Source organism: Pacificoceanicola niger, assembly GCF_048553275.1.
Lineage (GTDB): Bacteria > Pseudomonadota > Alphaproteobacteria > Rhodobacterales > Rhodobacteraceae > Pacificoceanicola.
Genome location: NZ_JBLZMW010000002.1, coordinates 209390 through 224512 on the forward strand (window position 1 = coordinate 209390; position 15123 = coordinate 224512).

The following is a 15123-nucleotide window of genomic DNA, read 5'->3' on the forward strand; positions in this document are numbered from 1 at the left end:
AGAGACGAGATGAAAAAGGATCTGCATCCCGACTACCACCTCGTCACCGTCAAGATGACCGACGGGACCGAGTTCCAGACCCGCACCACCTGGGGCAAGGAAGGCGACAGCCTCCAGCTCGACATCGACCCGACCGTGCACCCGGCCTGGACCGGCAGCACCGGCCGTATGCTCGATCAGGGCGGTCGCGTCTCCAAGTTCAAGAAGAAATACGAAGGTCTCGGCTTCTGAGCCAGACACCCTTTGTGGTTTCACTGCAGCGCCGTCCCGACTGGGGCGGCGTTTTGCGTATGAGCGGGGCGGTTTCGCAGGCTCAGGCGGCGTCTTGCGCCGGGATACAGGGCAAGTAGAGGCTGATGGTGGTGCCGGTGGGACCGCTGGTGATGTCGAGGCCGCCGCCGCTGTTGCGGGCAAAGCCCTGCACCATGGAAAGCCCCAATCCGGTGCCCTTGCCCGCGGCCTTGGTTGTGAAGAACGGTTCGATCACTTGCGGCAGCATGGTGTCGGGAATGCCGCTGCCGGTGTCGCGAAAGTCGAGCCGCAGGTAGGCGCCGGGCGGCAGGTCGGTGCCGTCGATCATGGCGGAGGGAGCACCGGTTTCGACGGGGGCGACGCGGATGGTGAAGGTTCCACCGGTCGGCATGGCGTCCATGGCGTTAACCACGATATTGAGCATGGCGGTGAGAAGCTGGCTCTCGTCCGCGAGGGTGAACAGCGGCCGCTTTGGCAATTCCAGGCTCATACGAACGTTTTCCGTCACGAGGCTGCGGGCGAGCTTGGCCATTTCGTTCATGCAGCTGACGATCTCGATCGGGCTTTGGTTGGTCGGGGCCTTGCGGGCATAGATCAGCAATTGCCGCACCACGTCGGCGGCGCGTCCGGCGGCGGCACGGGCCTCATGCACTACGTGATCGCGCTCGGTCGGGTCGTCGATATGGTCGTAGAGTTCGAGATTGCCGCTGATGGCTGTCAGCACGTTGTTGAAGTCATGCGCGACGCCCCCCGCGAGTTGCCCGATCGCGGCAAGCTTTTGTTCCTGCATGGCTTTATCCGCTGCCGCTTCGCTATCGAGGCGCAGACGCCGACCGGCGGCAATGGCCTGAACGAGGTAGCCGGAGACCGCGAATGTGACGATCACCAAGGCGATGTTCGGCACGAGGTTGTGCTCCTGTTGCAGCTTCGAGATCAACACGTAGATGAAAACGAGAAAAATGGCCGCCATTTCGACAATCACGGTCATCAGCAGCGTATCGCCGCGCCGGATCAGGAACACCACGAGGGTGCAGATCAAGAGGATGCCGATATAGGACAGCTCCTTGTCCGGGTGGGCCGCCAGATAGCCCGGCACCCAGAGAAAAGAGAGCATGACGAACAAGAACAGGGCGTTGGCGATCTGTGACGCGCCTTTCATCGGGTGCAGCCGATTGCGCCACAGAAAGGTGAAGTAGATCGCCTGCATCAGGTAGAAAATCACGGGCCAGATCAGCCCGAGGACCGACCCGAGATAGATATAGAAAAGCCCCCCGCCCAGACCGATCCCGAGAATCCGGACAATGAATTCAGTCCGGTCCCCGTATTCGACCTGCAAGAGGCGATCGATCTCCTTGGAGTGGTCAAAGTTCAAGCAGTCATACCTGATAAGTTGAAAAGAGCACAGAAAATTCCTTGTCATAGGGTGTTGCGCACCATGCAGTCAGTCAAGCTGTTCCATGTGTCACGACCGATAAATGGCCCTTGCGGGGCAGAAATTCCGCCACGGACAGGCTCTCTGGACAAGATCGTCGCAGGCTGACAGGCTTGATCAATTCTGCATTCGGAGAGTCCCATGAAAGACGCCAACTTCCTCAAGGAAAACAACGCCCGCCAACTGTGGCATCCGATGGGCCATCCGCGCGAGATGCAAGAACAGCCGCCCAAGATCATCACCGGCGCCGAAGGGGTGAGGATCACCGATATCGAGGGACACAGCGTGGTCGATGCCGTTGGCGGGCTGTGGTGCGTGAACCTGGGCTACTCCAACCAGCCGGTGAAAGACGCCATCGCCGGACAATTGCAGGACCTGCCGTATTACTCCGCCTTCGCCGGGAGCACCAATCCGCCCGCCATCGAGGCGGCCTATGCGGTGCAGGCGTTCTTTGCCGAGGATGGCATGGAGCGGGTGTTCTTTACCTCCGGCGGCAGCGACAGCGTGGAGACCTGCCTGCGGCTGGCGCGGCAGTATCACCGCCTGCGCGGCGAGCCGACGCGGACCAAGTACCTCTCCTTGAAGAAGGGCTATCACGGCACGCATTTCGGCGGTGCCTCGGTCAATGGCAACAACCGCTTTCGCATCAACTATGAGCCACTGCTGCCGGGCTGTTTCCACCTGCCGGCCCCGTATCCCTATCGCAATCCGTTCAATGAAAGCGATCCCGCACGACTGGCGCAGCTGATTGCGCAGGCCTTCGAGGACGAAGTAGCGTTTCAGGGGGCGAACACCATTGCGGCGCTGATCATGGAGCCGATTCTGGGCGCGGGCGGGGTGATCGTGCCGCATGAGAGCTTCATGCCGCTGATGCGCGAGATCTGCGACCGGCATGGCATTTTGCTGATTTCGGATGAGGTGATTACCGGGTTTGGCCGCACCGGGGACTGGTCTGGCGCGCGGCACTGGGGCGTGAAGCCGGACATGATGAGCACCGCCAAGGGCATCACCTCGGGCTATTTCCCGGTGGGCGCGGCGCTGATGTCGGGACGCGTGGCGGAGGTGTTCGAAGGCTCCGGCGCGGACGGGGTGATCTCGCACGGCTATACCTATTCGGCGCATCCGGTCGGGGCGGCGGCGGTGTCGGCCTGCCTGTCCGAAACGCTGAGGCTTGATACCAAGAGCAATGCGGCGGCGCGGGGCAAGCAATTGTTCGAAGGCGTGCAGCGGCTGGCGGCGAAATATGACATCATCGGCGATGTGCGCGGCGGGCATGGTTTGATGACGGGGATCGAGGTGGTGAGCGATGCAGCGGCCAAGACACCGATGGACGCCGACACCATGAAGCGGGTGCATCAGACGGCCTATGAGGCCGGGGCGATGGTGCGGCTGGGCGCGCATAATATCCTGATGTCACCGCCGCTGACCATCACGGAGGCGGAGGTCGACGTCATCGTCAAGGCGCTGGACGCCGGGTTCGCGGCGGCCTGACCGGATGGGAAGGCGCGGTGCGGCCTTTGCGCAAGAGGCCGCGCCACAGACAGCCTAGAGCCGGGCCCGCCCCATGGCGTTCAGGTGGTAGACGGCGCCATCCTCGAAGACGGCGGTGCTGAGCCTGCGGCCATAGCCCGCGCCGGTGTCGAGGTTCAGGCGGTTCAGGCGCATGTCGGGGGCCTCGACCGAGGTGTGTCCATGGACAACGAAGGCGCCATGATCCCTTTGATCTTCAAGGAATTCGTCGCGAATCCAGAGCAGGTCCTGCTCTGACTGATAGGCCAGCGGCAGCCCGGGGCGCACTCCGGCGTGCACGAAAACATAGCCGTCCACCTCGTGATAAAGCTGCAAGCCGTCGAGAAAGGCCCGGTGCGCGGGCGGGATGGCGGCGTTCAGCGCATCGAGCAGCGGACTGGCGAGGGCCTCGGGCAGCGGGTCGAAGCCATAGCGGGTCAGCTGGTCCGGGGAGGCGCTCGCGCCGGACAGGGCGGCATCGAGGTCGATGTAGGAGCCGAGCGTGGCAAGCCCGCCGAGGTTCGGATGCAGCCAGCGTTTGCCCGACAGGATCATGTCGTCGTGGGTTTGCCCGGTGTCCAGAAACCGTTCGAACAACCGGTCGTGGTTGCCTTTGAGGAAGATCCAGTCGCGACCCTCCGCGAGGCCCTGCAAAAAGAGGTCGATCACGCCCTTCGAGTCCGGACCGCGGTCGACGTAATCGCCAAGAAAGACCACGGGCGCGGCGGTGCCGCCGTCCTTGTCGATCAGGGCAAGCTGCTCTTCGAGCATGGATTTCTGGCCGTGAATATCACCGATGGCATAGAGCCGCGTCATGGGGTGTCCTTGAAATTGTGGTCCGGGCGTCTGCCGGACTGATTTTCGCAATTGAGGCAGATTTCTCTGTTGGGTTCGAGTCGTCTTTTACAGAAAGAAAGGAGCAGTGACGGGATTGGCGCTGTTTCTCATGGGCCTTGCGGCGGTTTCGGTGTGGCCGGAGTGAGTTGGGGCAGGCGGGCGTCCGCCAGCCAGGGTCACAGACCGGCTCCGGTCCATGCTCTTCCCGGCGATCCTGAGCTTTTGTCGTTCTGTTTTTTCGTGCTGGAATATCATAGGGTTGGGCGGGAGAACACGGGTGTTTTGCCCGAGGAATAACGTGGGGCCGGCGGCGATCGGCGTTGCGGGGATCGTGCCTGGAGGCGCCATTGCGCTGCCGGATCAGGGCGCCCCTTGGGCGTGGCTGTCGATGGCGGGTTTGCGGCCGTGGTGACCCGGCTCCGAGGGGCGGCTTTAAAGAATTGGAAAGCTCGCGGTGCAACCTTTGGGCAGAGGCCACAATGCGCGGTTTTTCGGAGGGTGCGCATTGGGGCGACATCACTTTCGAGCCGTTTCAAGCCATCAGGAGCACCCGCACACGCCATGACCCTCCTTCCGCTCACTTGCCTGATCGTCGCGGACAGCGAAACCGAGCGGTTTCAGCTGCGCTGGCTGCTGATGACGCTTGAGCCGGACCTGCGGATCCTCATGGTCGCCTCCCTTGAAGAGGCGTGGCGGACGCTTCGGACCGGGCCGGTCGATTTCGTGTTGCTCGACAATTCCCCGCCGGATGGCAATAGCGCGGACTTTGTGCGGAGGCTGTCGCAGGATCGGCGGTTGTCGTCACTGCCGGTGCTGATCATCACGGGCTGGCCGTCGCCGTTCCTCTTTGCCAAGGCGAAGATGGTGAAGGTGAAACATGTGGTGGACATGGGGCCGCCGCGCAGTGATGCCGTCTTGGGCCTTTTTCGGGATTGCATCGTGGCGGCGCGCAAGCTGCGGGGCGGCTCGGCGGACGGGCTGCTTGTGCTGCCGGTGAGCGAACGCCACAGGGCGCGGCAACGTCGCGGGCATTAGCTTCGGGGCGGCGGCGGGCGGCGGCCACCGGGGGGGTCTTTAGACAAAAGGCCCGGCTCTGTGCCGGGCCTTTCGCGGTTTTGACAGGCCGACGTCACTCAGGCGACGTCGAATTCCAGCGGTTTGATCTGGCGGAACATATCCGTTTCGGCCAGCTTGGCGCGCACATCCGCAGGCACCGGTGCGTCGACATAGAGCAGGGCGATTGCCTCGCCACCGGCAGTGGAGCGGCCCAGTGTGAAGTTCGCGATGTTCACGCCATTGTTGCCCAGCGTCATGCCCAGCGTACCGATGATGCCCGGCACATCGTTGTTGGTGGTGTAGAGCATGTGGCGGCCGACCTCGGCGTCGATGTTGATGCCCTTGATCTGGATGAAGCGCGGCTTGCCATCGCTGAACACGGTGCCCGCGATGGAGCGCTCGCGGTTGTCAGTCACGACTGTCACTTTGACATAGCCTTCGAAGGCGCCTGACTGTTCCTGATTGGTGGTCGAGATCTTGATGCCCTTTTCCTTCGCGATCAGCGGTGCGGAGACCATGTTCACGTCGGGGTTGATGGACTTCATGATCCCGGCAATCAGCGAGCAGTTCAGCGCTTCGAGGTTCATCGTCGCCGCTTCACCATCGTAGAGGATGTTGATCGCCTTGATCGGCTCCTGATCGGACATCTGGCCGATAAAGGCGCCGAGGTGCTCGGTCAGCTTGATCCACGGGCCCATGACCTTGGCTTCCTCGGCTGTCACGGACGGCATGTTGAGCGCGTTGGTCACGGCGCCGGTCATGAGGTAGTCGGACATCTGCTCGGCGACCTGCAGCGCGACGTTTTCCTGCGCTTCGGTGGTCGAGGCGCCGAGGTGCGGGGTGCAGACCACGTTCGGCAGACCGAAGAGCACGTTTTCCTTGGCCGGTTCGACGGCAAAGACGTCGAGTGCCGCACCGGCGACATGGCCCGATTGCAGCATCTCGGCCAGGGCCTCTTCGTCGATCAGGCCGCCACGGGCACAGTTGATGATGCGCACGCCTTTCTTGGTCTTCTGCAGGTTCTCTTTCGACAGGATGTTGCGGGTCTGGTCGGTCAGCGGCACGTGCAGGGTGATGAAATCGGCACGCGACAGCAGCTCGTCCAGCTCAACCTTCTCCACCTTCATCTTGTCGGCCTTTTCCTGCGACAGGAAGGGATCGTAGGCGATGACCTTCATCTTGAGGCCGCGGGCGCGGTCACAGACGATACCGCCGATGTTGCCCGCGCCGATCACGCCGAGGGTCTTGCCGGTCAGCTCGACGCCCATGAACTTGGACTTTTCCCACTTGCCCGCGTGGGTGGAGGCGGAGGCCTCCGGGATCTGCCGGGCGACCGCGAACATCATGGCGATGGCGTGCTCGGCGGTGGTGATCATGTTGCCGAAGGGCGTGTTCATGACGATCACGCCGTGCTTGGAGGCGGCTTCCTTGTCGACATTGTCGGTGCCGATCCCGGCGCGGCCAACGACCTTGAGGTTCGTGGCATGCTCCAGAATGGAGGGCGTGACCTTGGTCGCGGAGCGAATGGCGAGGCCGTCGTACTTGCCGATGATCTCGGCCAGCTTGTCCTTGTCTTTGCCCACGTCGGGCAGGAAGTCGACGTCGATGCCGCGATCGCGGAAGATCTGCACGGCGGTTTCGGAAAGTTTGTCGGAAACGAGAACCTTGGGGGCTGTCATGGGTGTGATCCGTTTGTTGATGTCCGGCCTGCGCCGGGAGGTTTGGGAGGGGGCCGCCCCGTGGGGCGTGCCGGGAATGTCTGTCAGCGCAGCCAGCGATCCATCCTGGGAAAGGGCTGCGATGCGTCGCCGGGCTGGCGGCCATGCGGGCAGGCGGTGACGCCGAACCAGATCAGCATCGGCAGGCCGGGACCGGTGCCCTGGCGGTAGGCCTCGATCAGCGCCCTGTTGCCCTGCTGGTAGCCGTGTCCGTGAAAGACGATGTCCGGCGGCAGGTTCAGGTGACGGATCGCGGCGTAAGACCAGGCCATGGCGGCCATTTCCTCGGCCTTGGTGGGCTTCAGAACGGGCTGCATCCGGCGCTCTGCGTCGGCGACAGCGATATGACCGGCTTCGTGGAGAATGTCCCCGGGATAGGCCAGCCGCGCCGCGTCGATCAGCAGGGTGCCGCTCTGGATGTCGAGACCGGGAAGGAAGGTCGTGTCATCCAGAGGACAGGTCCGAACCGCGATCCCCGCACTGCGCACGAACTCGATGAGCTGCGCGGTGAGGGGATCAAGGCCCATGTCTCAGGCTGCCTCGGTCTGCTCGGCCAGCACCGCCTCGAAGGCCCATTTGAGCCAGAGGGTCAGCGCCTCGACGTCCGCGGCCTCGACCGTGGCACCGCACCACACCCGCAGGCCCGCGGGAGCGTCGCGATAGGCGCCGATGTCATAGGCGGCGTTATAGTCGTCGAGCTTTTTCGCCACGGCCTTGGCAAAGGCGGCGCCGTCCTTGATCCGCGCGTCGGTGAATTTCAGGCACACCGACGTGTTCGAGCAGGTCGCCGGGTCAACCGCGAGGTTGGCGAGCCAGTCGGTGCGCTCACAGAAGTCCCAGAGCACTTTTGCGTTGGTGTCGGCACGTTTGATCAGCCCCTCAAGGCCGCCCACGGAGCGGGCCCAGTCCAGCGCAACGAGGTAATCCTCGACCGCAAGCATGGAGGGGGTGTTGATCGTCTCGCCCCGGAAGATACCGTCGATCAGCTTGCCACCCTTGGTCAGGCGGAAGATCTTCGGCATCGGCCATGCGGGGGTGTAGGTTTCGAGGCGTTCGACCGCGCGGGGGCTGAGGATCAGCATCCCGTGGGCCGCCTCGCCGCCCATGACCTTCTGCCAGGAGAAGGTGGTCACGTCGAGCTTGTCCCAGGGTAGGTCCATGGCAAAGGCGGCGGAGGTTGCGTCACAGATGGTCAGCCCCGCGCGATCGCCCGGGATCGCGTCGCCGTTCGGCAGGCGCACGCCGGAAGTGGTGCCGTTCCAGGTGAAGACAACGTCGGTGTCAAAGTCGATGGTGGCGAAGTCAACGATCTCGCCGTAGTCGGCGGTCTTGATCTCTGCGTCGATTTTCAGCTGCTTGACCACGTCGGTGACCCAGCCCGCGCCGAAGCTTTCCCAGGCAACCATGGTTGCCTTGCGGGCGCCGAGCAGGGACCACATGGCCATCTCAACAGCGCCAGTGTCGGAGGCCGGAACGATGCCGATGTGGTAGTCTGCAGGAATTCCAAGGATCTCACGCGTCTCTTCGATCGCCGCCTTGAGCTTGTCCTTGCCGATCTTGGCACGGTGAGACCGACCGAGGGCGGCGCCCTGCAGTTTGCTCAGCTCGAATGTGGGGATCTTGGCGCAGGGGCCCGAGGAGAAACGCGGATTTGCCGGCCGCGTGGCCGGATGTGTCGTCGTCATATCTGCTAACCTTCCAGATAGATGCCCTTCGTTGGGGAAGGGTGTCCCGGGATCGGACCTATGCGAGTCGCCGTGAGGCGACAAGTCGGAAAATGCGCGCGATGTGCCGCATCCGCACAATTTTGATCCGGCGATGGAGCGGATCGGAAACCAAGGCCAAGGGCAATTGCGCAAGCCTCTTGATTTCATGCAGCGTTGGCGCAACTTTAGAGCCATGAACAGTCTCACGCCGTTTCCCGGATCGCAGGCTCAGGCACAGGTGGTGATGTTTCATCGCACCGAGCTGAATGTCATTCTTTCACTGTACGGCCGGATGGTCGCCGCCGGGGAGTGGCGCGATTACGGGATTTCCGCGTTGCGCGATGCGGCGGTGTTTTCCGTGTTTCGGCGCACGGCGGAAAACCCGCTCTACCGCATCGAGAAACGCCCCAAGCTGCGTCAGAAGCAGGGGGAGTATGCGGTCTATGGCATGGAGGGGCAGGTGCTCAAGCGCGGTCACGATCTGCGCACCGTGTTGCGGGTGCTGGAGCGCAAGCTGATCCGTTCGGTGGATTGATCGCGGATTGACCGGGCGCGCGGCTGGGGCCATCAAAGCGGTATGAACACTCGATTCACCGGTAATTTCACCCAGCAGGAAGCCATCCCCGAGGCGGGGATCGAAGCGGCGCTTGCCGTTCTGCGCCATGGCCGCCTGCATCGTTACAACACCGCCGCCGGAGAGATCTCCGAGGTTGCCTTGCTCGAACAGGAATTCGCCGCCTTCACCGGCGCGCGGTTTGCGCTTGCGGTGGCGTCGGGGGGCTATGCGCTTGGCTGTGCGTTGCGGGCGGTGGGGGTGAAGCCGGGGGACCGGGTGCTGACCAACGCCTTTACCCTGGCACCGGTGCCGGGGGCGATCGCCGCCGTGGGCGCGGTGCCGGTGTTCGTCGGCGTCACCGAAGGCTTGGTGATCGACCTTGAGGATCTGGCGGCCAGGGCGGATCAGGCCGATGTCTTGATGCTCAGTCACATGCGCGGGCACCTGTGCGACATGGACCGGCTGATGGCGATCTGCGACGGGGCCGGGATCACCGTGATCGAGGATTGTGCCCATACCATGGGGGCGGGGTGGAATGGCATTCCCTCGGGACGGCACGGCACGGTGGGCTGCTATTCGACCCAGACCTACAAGCACATGAACTCTGGCGAAGGCGGCTTGCTTGTCACCGATGACGAGGAGATCGCGGCGCGGGCGGTGATGCTGTCCGGCTCCTACATGCTCTATGAGCGCCACCTTGCCGCGCCCGGTCCGGAGGCGTTCGAGAGCATCAAGTACGACACGCCCAATGTGTCCGGCCGCATGGACAACCTGCGCGCCGCGATCCTGCGCCCGCAACTGGCCGCGTTGCCCGATCAGGTGGCGCGGTGGAACGTGCGTTATGGCGCGGTGGAGCAGGGGCTGCGCGGCACGCCGGGCCTGTCGGTGATCGAGCGTCCCGAGCCGGAGCGTTATGTCGGGTCCTCCATCCAGTTTCTTTTGCTCGACTGGGCACCGGAGGCGGTGCAGGCGGTCTTGCGGCGCTGTGCCGCGCGTGGGGTGGAGCTGAAGTGGTTCGGGGGCGCGGAGCCGACGGGCTTTACCTCGCGCTATGACAGCTGGCGTTATGCGCCGAGCGAGGCTTTGCCGGCGAGCGACCGCATCTTGCGCGGCATACTCGACATGCGCCTGCCGCTGACGTTTTCCGTGGAGGATTGCAGGCTGATCGCCAGCATCATTCGCGACGAGGTTGGCGCGGTCTATCAGGCACAGTGAGCGCCCCTCCCGGTGTGCTGCGACAATAAAGCCGCCACGTCCGAAGACGGGCGGCCTTTGATTGCAGGGGGTGGAAGCGGCGCTGGATCAGAAGACCAGTGTCCCGTGATCCCCGGCGTCCGGTTGATCATCGGTGACATTGGCCTTGGCAACCTCGAACAGGTATTTCGCGCCGCCATCGGTGGCCCATAGCTCGCCGGTGCTGGGTGTGAATTTGATCAGGCGGACATCACCGTCCTTGCGGCCATCGTCGAACCATGCGGCGCTCATCGGGCTCCAGAGTTCATCCAGCTTCTCGCTGTCGTGGCTCACCTCAAGCTGGCCTTCGATGCAAGCATAAAGGTGCGCTTTGGGGTCGGCCACGTGAAAGGCCGCGGTCTTTTTCGTCTCGGCGGCGCGGTCTGCGGCTGTGCCATCGGCGGTTATGAACCAGATTGCGTTGTCATCGCGGCGGGCCAGCGGCGCCATCGGCACCGGGCGCTCGCCAGCGGCAGACAGAAGCCCGGCGCGAACGTCGGAGATGCGGGTCCAGAAGGTGTCATTCAAGGTCTGTGCCATGGGGGAAGTCCTTTCGTATTGCGTTTGAAGGGGAAACGCGGCGGACCGCCTTCGCGTTCCACCCTTGACCCGCGATCGGATTTGCCTCTAGGATTTGAACAAGTGTTCAATAACCGAAGCGGGGAGGCTCGGGGATGTTTCAGGCCAGCATGACATTCGATCTTGGCGAAGACGTGAACGCGCTTCGCGAGATGGTGCACAAATGGGCGCAGGAGCGGGTTAAGCCCATTGCTGCAGAAGTGGATTCCTCAAACGCCTTCCCCAATGACCTCTGGCCGGAGATGGGGGAGCTTGGCCTGCTGGGCATCACCACGCCCGAAGAGTACGGCGGCGCGGGCATGAGCTATCTGGCGCATGTGGTTGCAGTCGAGGAAATCGCGCGGGCCAGCGCATCCGTCTCGCTGTCCTATGGGGCGCATTCGAACCTGTGCGTGAACCAGATCAAGCTCAATGGCAGTGAAGAGCAAAAGCGCAGGTATCTGCCCGGCCTGATCGACGGGACGCACATCGGCGCTTTGGCAATGAGCGAGCCGGGGGCGGGGTCGGACGTGGTGTCGATGAAGCTGCGCGCGGAGAAGCGCAACGACCGCTATGTCCTGAACGGCAACAAATACTGGATCACCAATGGCCCGGACGCCGATACGCTGGTGGTCTATGCCAAAACGGACCCGGACGCCGGATCAAAGGGGATCACTGCGTTCATCGTCGAAAAAAGCATGAAGGGCTTCAGCACCTCGCCGCATTTCGACAAGCTGGGGATGCGCGGCAGCAATACCGCCGAGCTGATTTTCGAGGACGTGGAAGTGCCGTTCGAGAATGTGCTGGGCGAGGAGGGCAAGGGCGTGCGCGTGCTGATGTCGGGGCTGGATTACGAGCGCGTCGTGCTGGCCGGAATCGGGACGGGGATCATGGCCGCCTGCCTCGATGAGATCATGCCCTACATGGTCGAGCGCAAGCAGTTCGGTCAGTCGATCGGGGATTTCCAGCTCATGCAGGGCAAGATCGCCGATATGTACACCAAGATGAACAGCGCCCGCGCCTATGTCTACGAGGTGGCAAAGGCCTGTGACCGGGGCGTCGTGACACGGCAGGACGCCGCCGCCTGTTGTCTTTATGCCAGCGAAGAGGCCATGGTTGTGGCGCATCAGGCGGTGCAGGCCATGGGCGGCGCGGGGTTCCTCTCCGACAGCCCGGTGAGCCGCATCTTCCGCGATGCCAAGCTGATGGAGATCGGGGCGGGCACGTCCGAGATCCGCCGGATGCTTGTCGGGCGCGAATTGATGGCTGCGATGAGGTAGAATGTGCCAAGGTGGCTGTGGTTTTTGCCGTTGGGATTGATCGTGCTGCTGGGGGCGTTGCAAGCGTTCCGGCTTGGGTGGATCGCCGCCAATATGACACAAACCGCTGCCATCGAAGCCTATGCCGCGCGCTTTGGCGTGAAGGAGGGCGCGGGGCTGACCGGATGGAACTGTGTCGGCACGCCGGGAGAGGACACTTGGCTTGTCGTGCGCTGCGGCGTGCCGGGGCGCGAGTGGAAGTACAGGGTCAACCGCTTTGGCGGGCTGACAGGAATCGTCCCGCCAGGCGGTGGGCTTGAACGGGAGAGACCGGAAGCATGAAGATTGCACTCACAGTGGCGGCGCTGGGCCTTGCCGTGCCAGGGATCGCGGCAGCGCAGGATCTGCGGTTTTCCATGGCCTCGACACAGGAGTGCTTTGCCTCCGAAGGCACGTATGACGAATGCGTCGGCGCCTCGGCGCTGAGATGCATGGAAGAGAACGACGGCGGTTATTCAACCTATGGCATGGGCGCCTGTTACGAATACGAGCGCGCGGCCTGGGATGCGGAGCTCAACCGCATCTACCAGTTGGCCATGGAGCGGGCCAGGGAGATGGACGCGGAGAACGGCAGCTATGCTCCGTCGCAGGCCGAAGCTCTGCGCGCGATGCAGCGTGCCTGGATTCCGTTCCGCGACCGCAAATGCGACTACGAGCGCAGCCTCTGGGCGGGCGGAACCGGCGGTGGACCGGCGACGGTCTCCTGTTTGATGTATGAAACGGCCCGGCAGGTACAGACGCTCAATTTGACGTTCCCGGAAGGCTGATGCTGCCGCGCGGGGCATCATACGAAGCGCTTCGGGAGGGGTTTCGCTGGGATTTGCCCGAGCCGCTGAACCTTGCCACGCAGGTTTGCGACGGCTGGTTCAACGCCGAACCGGAAAGACTGGCGATCATCGACTTGAGCGAGGGCGCGCGGCGGGACTGGAGCTATGGGGCGCTGTGGGATCTGTCCCGGCGTGTGCAGCTGTCGCTGCGGGCGCTGGGCGTGCGGCGCGGCGATCGGGTGGGTGTGCTGCTGTCGCAATCGCCGCTCTGCGCGGCGGCGCATATTGCGGCCTGGCGCATGGGCGCGATCTCCGTGCCGCTGTTCAAACTGTTTCGCCACGATGCTCTGACCTCCCGCGTGGGAGACAGCGGTGCACAGGTGGTGGTGACGGACGATGAGGGCGCGACGATGCTGGTCGGGCTGGATGTGGCGACGCTGACGCCAGGCGGGCTGAGCGATGACGTCGCGCCGGCCTGGATCGAAGTCACCGGCCCGGACGATCCTGCGGTGCTGATCTATACCAGCGGCACTACCGGCAGCCCCAAGGGCGCGCTGCACGGCCATCGCATCCTGACCGGCCATCTGCCGGGGGTGGAGATGAGCCATGACTTCCTCGGGCAGACGAGCGACGTGCTCTGGACCCCGGCGGACTGGGCGTGGATCGGCGGGCTGTTCGATGTCCTGATGCCGGGGCTCGCGCTGGGCGTGCCGGTGGTGGCGGCGCGGATGGCCCGGTTCGATGTCGAGAGCTGCCAACGGATCGTGCAGGCGGGCGAGGTGCGCAACGTCTTCTTCCCGCCGACCGCGCTGCGGATGCTCAAGGCCGAAGGGGCAAGGATCGACGGTCTGCGCAGTGTGGCTTCGGGCGGGGAGCCGCTGGGCGCGGAGATGCTGGCTTGGGGTCGGGAGGCTCTGGGCGTGGCGATCAATGAATTCTACGGCCAGACCGAATGCAACATGGTGGCCTCCTCCTGCGGTGCGCTGTTCGCCGCGAAACCCGGCTGCATCGGCAAGCCGGTGCCGGGCTTTGATCTGGCGGTGATCGACGACGATGGCAGGGAGACCGAAGGCGAGGGCGACATCGCGATCCGGCGCGGTGCGGCCTCGATGATGCTTGGGTACTGGAACAAGCCGGACGAGACGGCGATGAAGTTTCGCGGCGACTGGATGTTGACCGGGGACCGGGGCGTGATCGAGGACCGCTTTGTCCGGTTCGTCGGGCGCGAGGATGACGTGATCACCTCTTCAGGGTATCGCATTGGACCGGCCGAGATCGAAGACTGCCTGCTGACCCATCCCGGTGTGGCGACAGTTGGGGTCGTCGGCAAGCCGGACCCGCTGCGCACGGAGATCGTGAAAGCTTATGTGGTGCTGAAGGACGGCGCCGAGGTGCGCGCCGAGGATTTGCAGGCCTGGGTCAGGGAACGGCTTGCAAGCTACTCCTATCCAAGGGAAATCGCCTTTGTCGAGGCGCTGCCGATGACGGTGACGGGCAAGGTGATCCGCAAGGCGCTGAGGGCGCGCGCGGCGGCGGAGGGGACGGCGTGAGCCTGTCGCGGGGCATCGTGGCGGCGGTGGTTCTGGCCACGGGGCTGCATGCGGATGAGCCGGAGCCGCAACCGCTGCCCAGCTTCAAGGCCTGCATGAACGAGGAAATCGCCCGCTATGAGCGTGCGCTGCGCCGGGTGCGGGAGATGCCGGGCGTGCAGGATTTCGAGATCGGCGATACCGGTGGCACCGAATACTGTGGCTCGGTCGGCATCGTGCGCTGTGACCGGCGCGCGGACAGGCTGCCGTGCCAGCATGGCTTTGCCCGGGAACAAGACGCGATGAAGGCGCGGATCGTGGCGAGCCTGCCGAAGCCGGAGACCGTCGCGGGCAAGGCGGGGCAATGGTCCGATACGCTTTATCCGCTGGCGCTTGCGCTGGCGACCGGCACATCCGCCGGTCCCGATTGCGGCGGCGATACTGAGGTCATGGCGGCGTGGTGCGACGCGCGGGAGGCCAACCGGCGGCTGGGCAATGCCGTGTTCGCTTGGCAATTGGCGCGGTTTCTGGACGCCACGCCGAGCGGGATCGATGCGGGCTGGGCCTCGCGGCCGCCGCCGACACGGCCGCGCGCCCGTCCGGACAAAGATTAGGAACGAGACGGGGCAAAGCCCCGGTGGGATGAGGAAA

At 64.0% G+C, this 15123-nt stretch carries 16 protein-coding genes; 10 read left to right on the plus strand and 6 right to left on the minus strand.

The window, feature by feature from the left end:
- The first annotated feature begins 9 nt into the window (after positions 1-9).
- Positions 10-231, plus strand: coding sequence for a 50S ribosomal protein L31 (gene rpmE, locus ACN2XU_RS03620; RefSeq protein WP_419409036.1), 222 nt, complete (start codon positions 10-12; stop codon positions 229-231).
- An 82-nt stretch (positions 232-313) separates the two neighbouring features.
- Here rpmE and ACN2XU_RS03625 read toward each other — a convergent pair whose 3' ends face one another.
- Positions 314-1624, minus strand: coding sequence for a sensor histidine kinase (locus ACN2XU_RS03625; RefSeq protein ID WP_419409037.1), 1311 nt, complete (start codon positions 1622-1624; stop codon positions 314-316).
- Positions 1625-1825: 201 nt separating this feature from the next.
- On the opposite strand from ACN2XU_RS03625, the gene ACN2XU_RS03630 reads away from it, so the two are divergent.
- Positions 1826-3175 (plus strand): aminotransferase class III-fold pyridoxal phosphate-dependent enzyme, encoded by a 1350-nt coding sequence (locus tag ACN2XU_RS03630; RefSeq protein ID WP_419409038.1) that lies wholly within the window; start codon positions 1826-1828, stop codon positions 3173-3175.
- 54 nt (positions 3176-3229) lie between these two features.
- Here ACN2XU_RS03630 and ACN2XU_RS03635 read toward each other — a convergent pair whose 3' ends face one another.
- The gene (locus ACN2XU_RS03635; RefSeq protein ID WP_419409039.1) at positions 3230-4009 is read right to left on the minus strand and encodes a metallophosphoesterase; all 780 of its coding nucleotides are present in this window, start codon (positions 4007-4009) and stop codon (positions 3230-3232) included.
- A 582-nt stretch (positions 4010-4591) separates the two neighbouring features.
- On the opposite strand from ACN2XU_RS03635, the gene ACN2XU_RS03640 reads away from it, so the two are divergent.
- Positions 4592-5065, plus strand: coding sequence for a response regulator (locus tag ACN2XU_RS03640; RefSeq protein ID WP_419409040.1), 474 nt, complete (start codon positions 4592-4594; stop codon positions 5063-5065).
- A 98-nt stretch (positions 5066-5163) separates the two neighbouring features.
- On the opposite strand, the gene serA is transcribed toward ACN2XU_RS03640, so the two are convergent.
- The 3 genes from serA to ACN2XU_RS03655 form a co-directional block, all read right to left on the minus strand.
- Positions 5164-6765, minus strand: a complete 1602-nt coding sequence (gene serA / locus ACN2XU_RS03645) for a phosphoglycerate dehydrogenase (protein WP_419409041.1) — start codon at positions 6763-6765, stop codon at positions 5164-5166.
- A gap of 83 nt (positions 6766-6848) precedes the next feature.
- Complete coding sequence (locus tag ACN2XU_RS03650) at positions 6849-7331, minus strand: hypothetical protein (RefSeq protein WP_419409042.1); 483 nt, start codon at positions 7329-7331, stop codon at positions 6849-6851.
- 3 nt (positions 7332-7334) lie between these two features.
- Positions 7335-8489, minus strand: a complete 1155-nt coding sequence (locus tag ACN2XU_RS03655) for a phosphoserine transaminase (protein WP_419409043.1) — start codon at positions 8487-8489, stop codon at positions 7335-7337.
- Positions 8490-8703: 214 nt separating this feature from the next.
- Between ACN2XU_RS03655 and ACN2XU_RS03660 the strand changes: the two genes are divergently transcribed.
- Positions 8704-9045: a DUF2794 domain-containing protein gene (locus ACN2XU_RS03660; RefSeq protein ID WP_419409044.1), complete on the plus strand. Its 342-nt coding sequence runs from the start codon at positions 8704-8706 to the stop codon at positions 9043-9045.
- Positions 9046-9087: 42 nt separating this feature from the next.
- Positions 9088-10281 (plus strand): DegT/DnrJ/EryC1/StrS family aminotransferase, encoded by a 1194-nt coding sequence (locus tag ACN2XU_RS03665; protein WP_419409045.1) that lies wholly within the window; start codon positions 9088-9090, stop codon positions 10279-10281.
- A gap of 87 nt (positions 10282-10368) precedes the next feature.
- Here ACN2XU_RS03665 and ACN2XU_RS03670 read toward each other — a convergent pair whose 3' ends face one another.
- Entirely contained in the window at positions 10369-10839 is a 471-nt protein-coding gene (locus ACN2XU_RS03670; RefSeq protein ID WP_419409046.1) for a pyridoxamine 5'-phosphate oxidase family protein, read from the minus strand.
- A gap of 134 nt (positions 10840-10973) precedes the next feature.
- On the opposite strand from ACN2XU_RS03670, the gene ACN2XU_RS03675 reads away from it, so the two are divergent.
- From ACN2XU_RS03675 to ACN2XU_RS03695, 5 genes are read left to right on the plus strand one after another with little or no spacing between them, the layout of a single operon-like run.
- Positions 10974-12137 carry an isovaleryl-CoA dehydrogenase gene (locus ACN2XU_RS03675; RefSeq protein ID WP_419409047.1) on the plus strand — a complete coding sequence of 388 codons (1164 nt, stop codon included), beginning with the start codon at positions 10974-10976 and terminating at the stop codon, positions 12135-12137.
- A gap of 3 nt (positions 12138-12140) precedes the next feature.
- Positions 12141-12458, plus strand: a complete 318-nt coding sequence (locus ACN2XU_RS03680; RefSeq protein ID WP_419409048.1) for a hypothetical protein — start codon at positions 12141-12143, stop codon at positions 12456-12458.
- Positions 12455-12943 carry a lysozyme inhibitor LprI family protein gene (locus ACN2XU_RS03685; protein ID WP_419409049.1) on the plus strand — a complete coding sequence of 163 codons (489 nt, stop codon included), beginning with the start codon at positions 12455-12457 and terminating at the stop codon, positions 12941-12943. The genes ACN2XU_RS03680 and ACN2XU_RS03685 overlap by 4 nt, the downstream gene beginning before the upstream one ends.
- On the plus strand, positions 12943-14493 hold the full coding sequence (locus ACN2XU_RS03690) for an AMP-binding protein (protein WP_419409050.1): 1551 nt from the start codon (positions 12943-12945) through the stop codon (positions 14491-14493). The genes ACN2XU_RS03685 and ACN2XU_RS03690 overlap by 1 nt, the downstream gene beginning before the upstream one ends.
- On the plus strand, positions 14490-15086 hold the full coding sequence (locus tag ACN2XU_RS03695) for a hypothetical protein (protein WP_419409051.1): 597 nt from the start codon (positions 14490-14492) through the stop codon (positions 15084-15086). The genes ACN2XU_RS03690 and ACN2XU_RS03695 overlap by 4 nt, the downstream gene beginning before the upstream one ends.
- Positions 15087-15123: the final 37 nt, after the last annotated feature.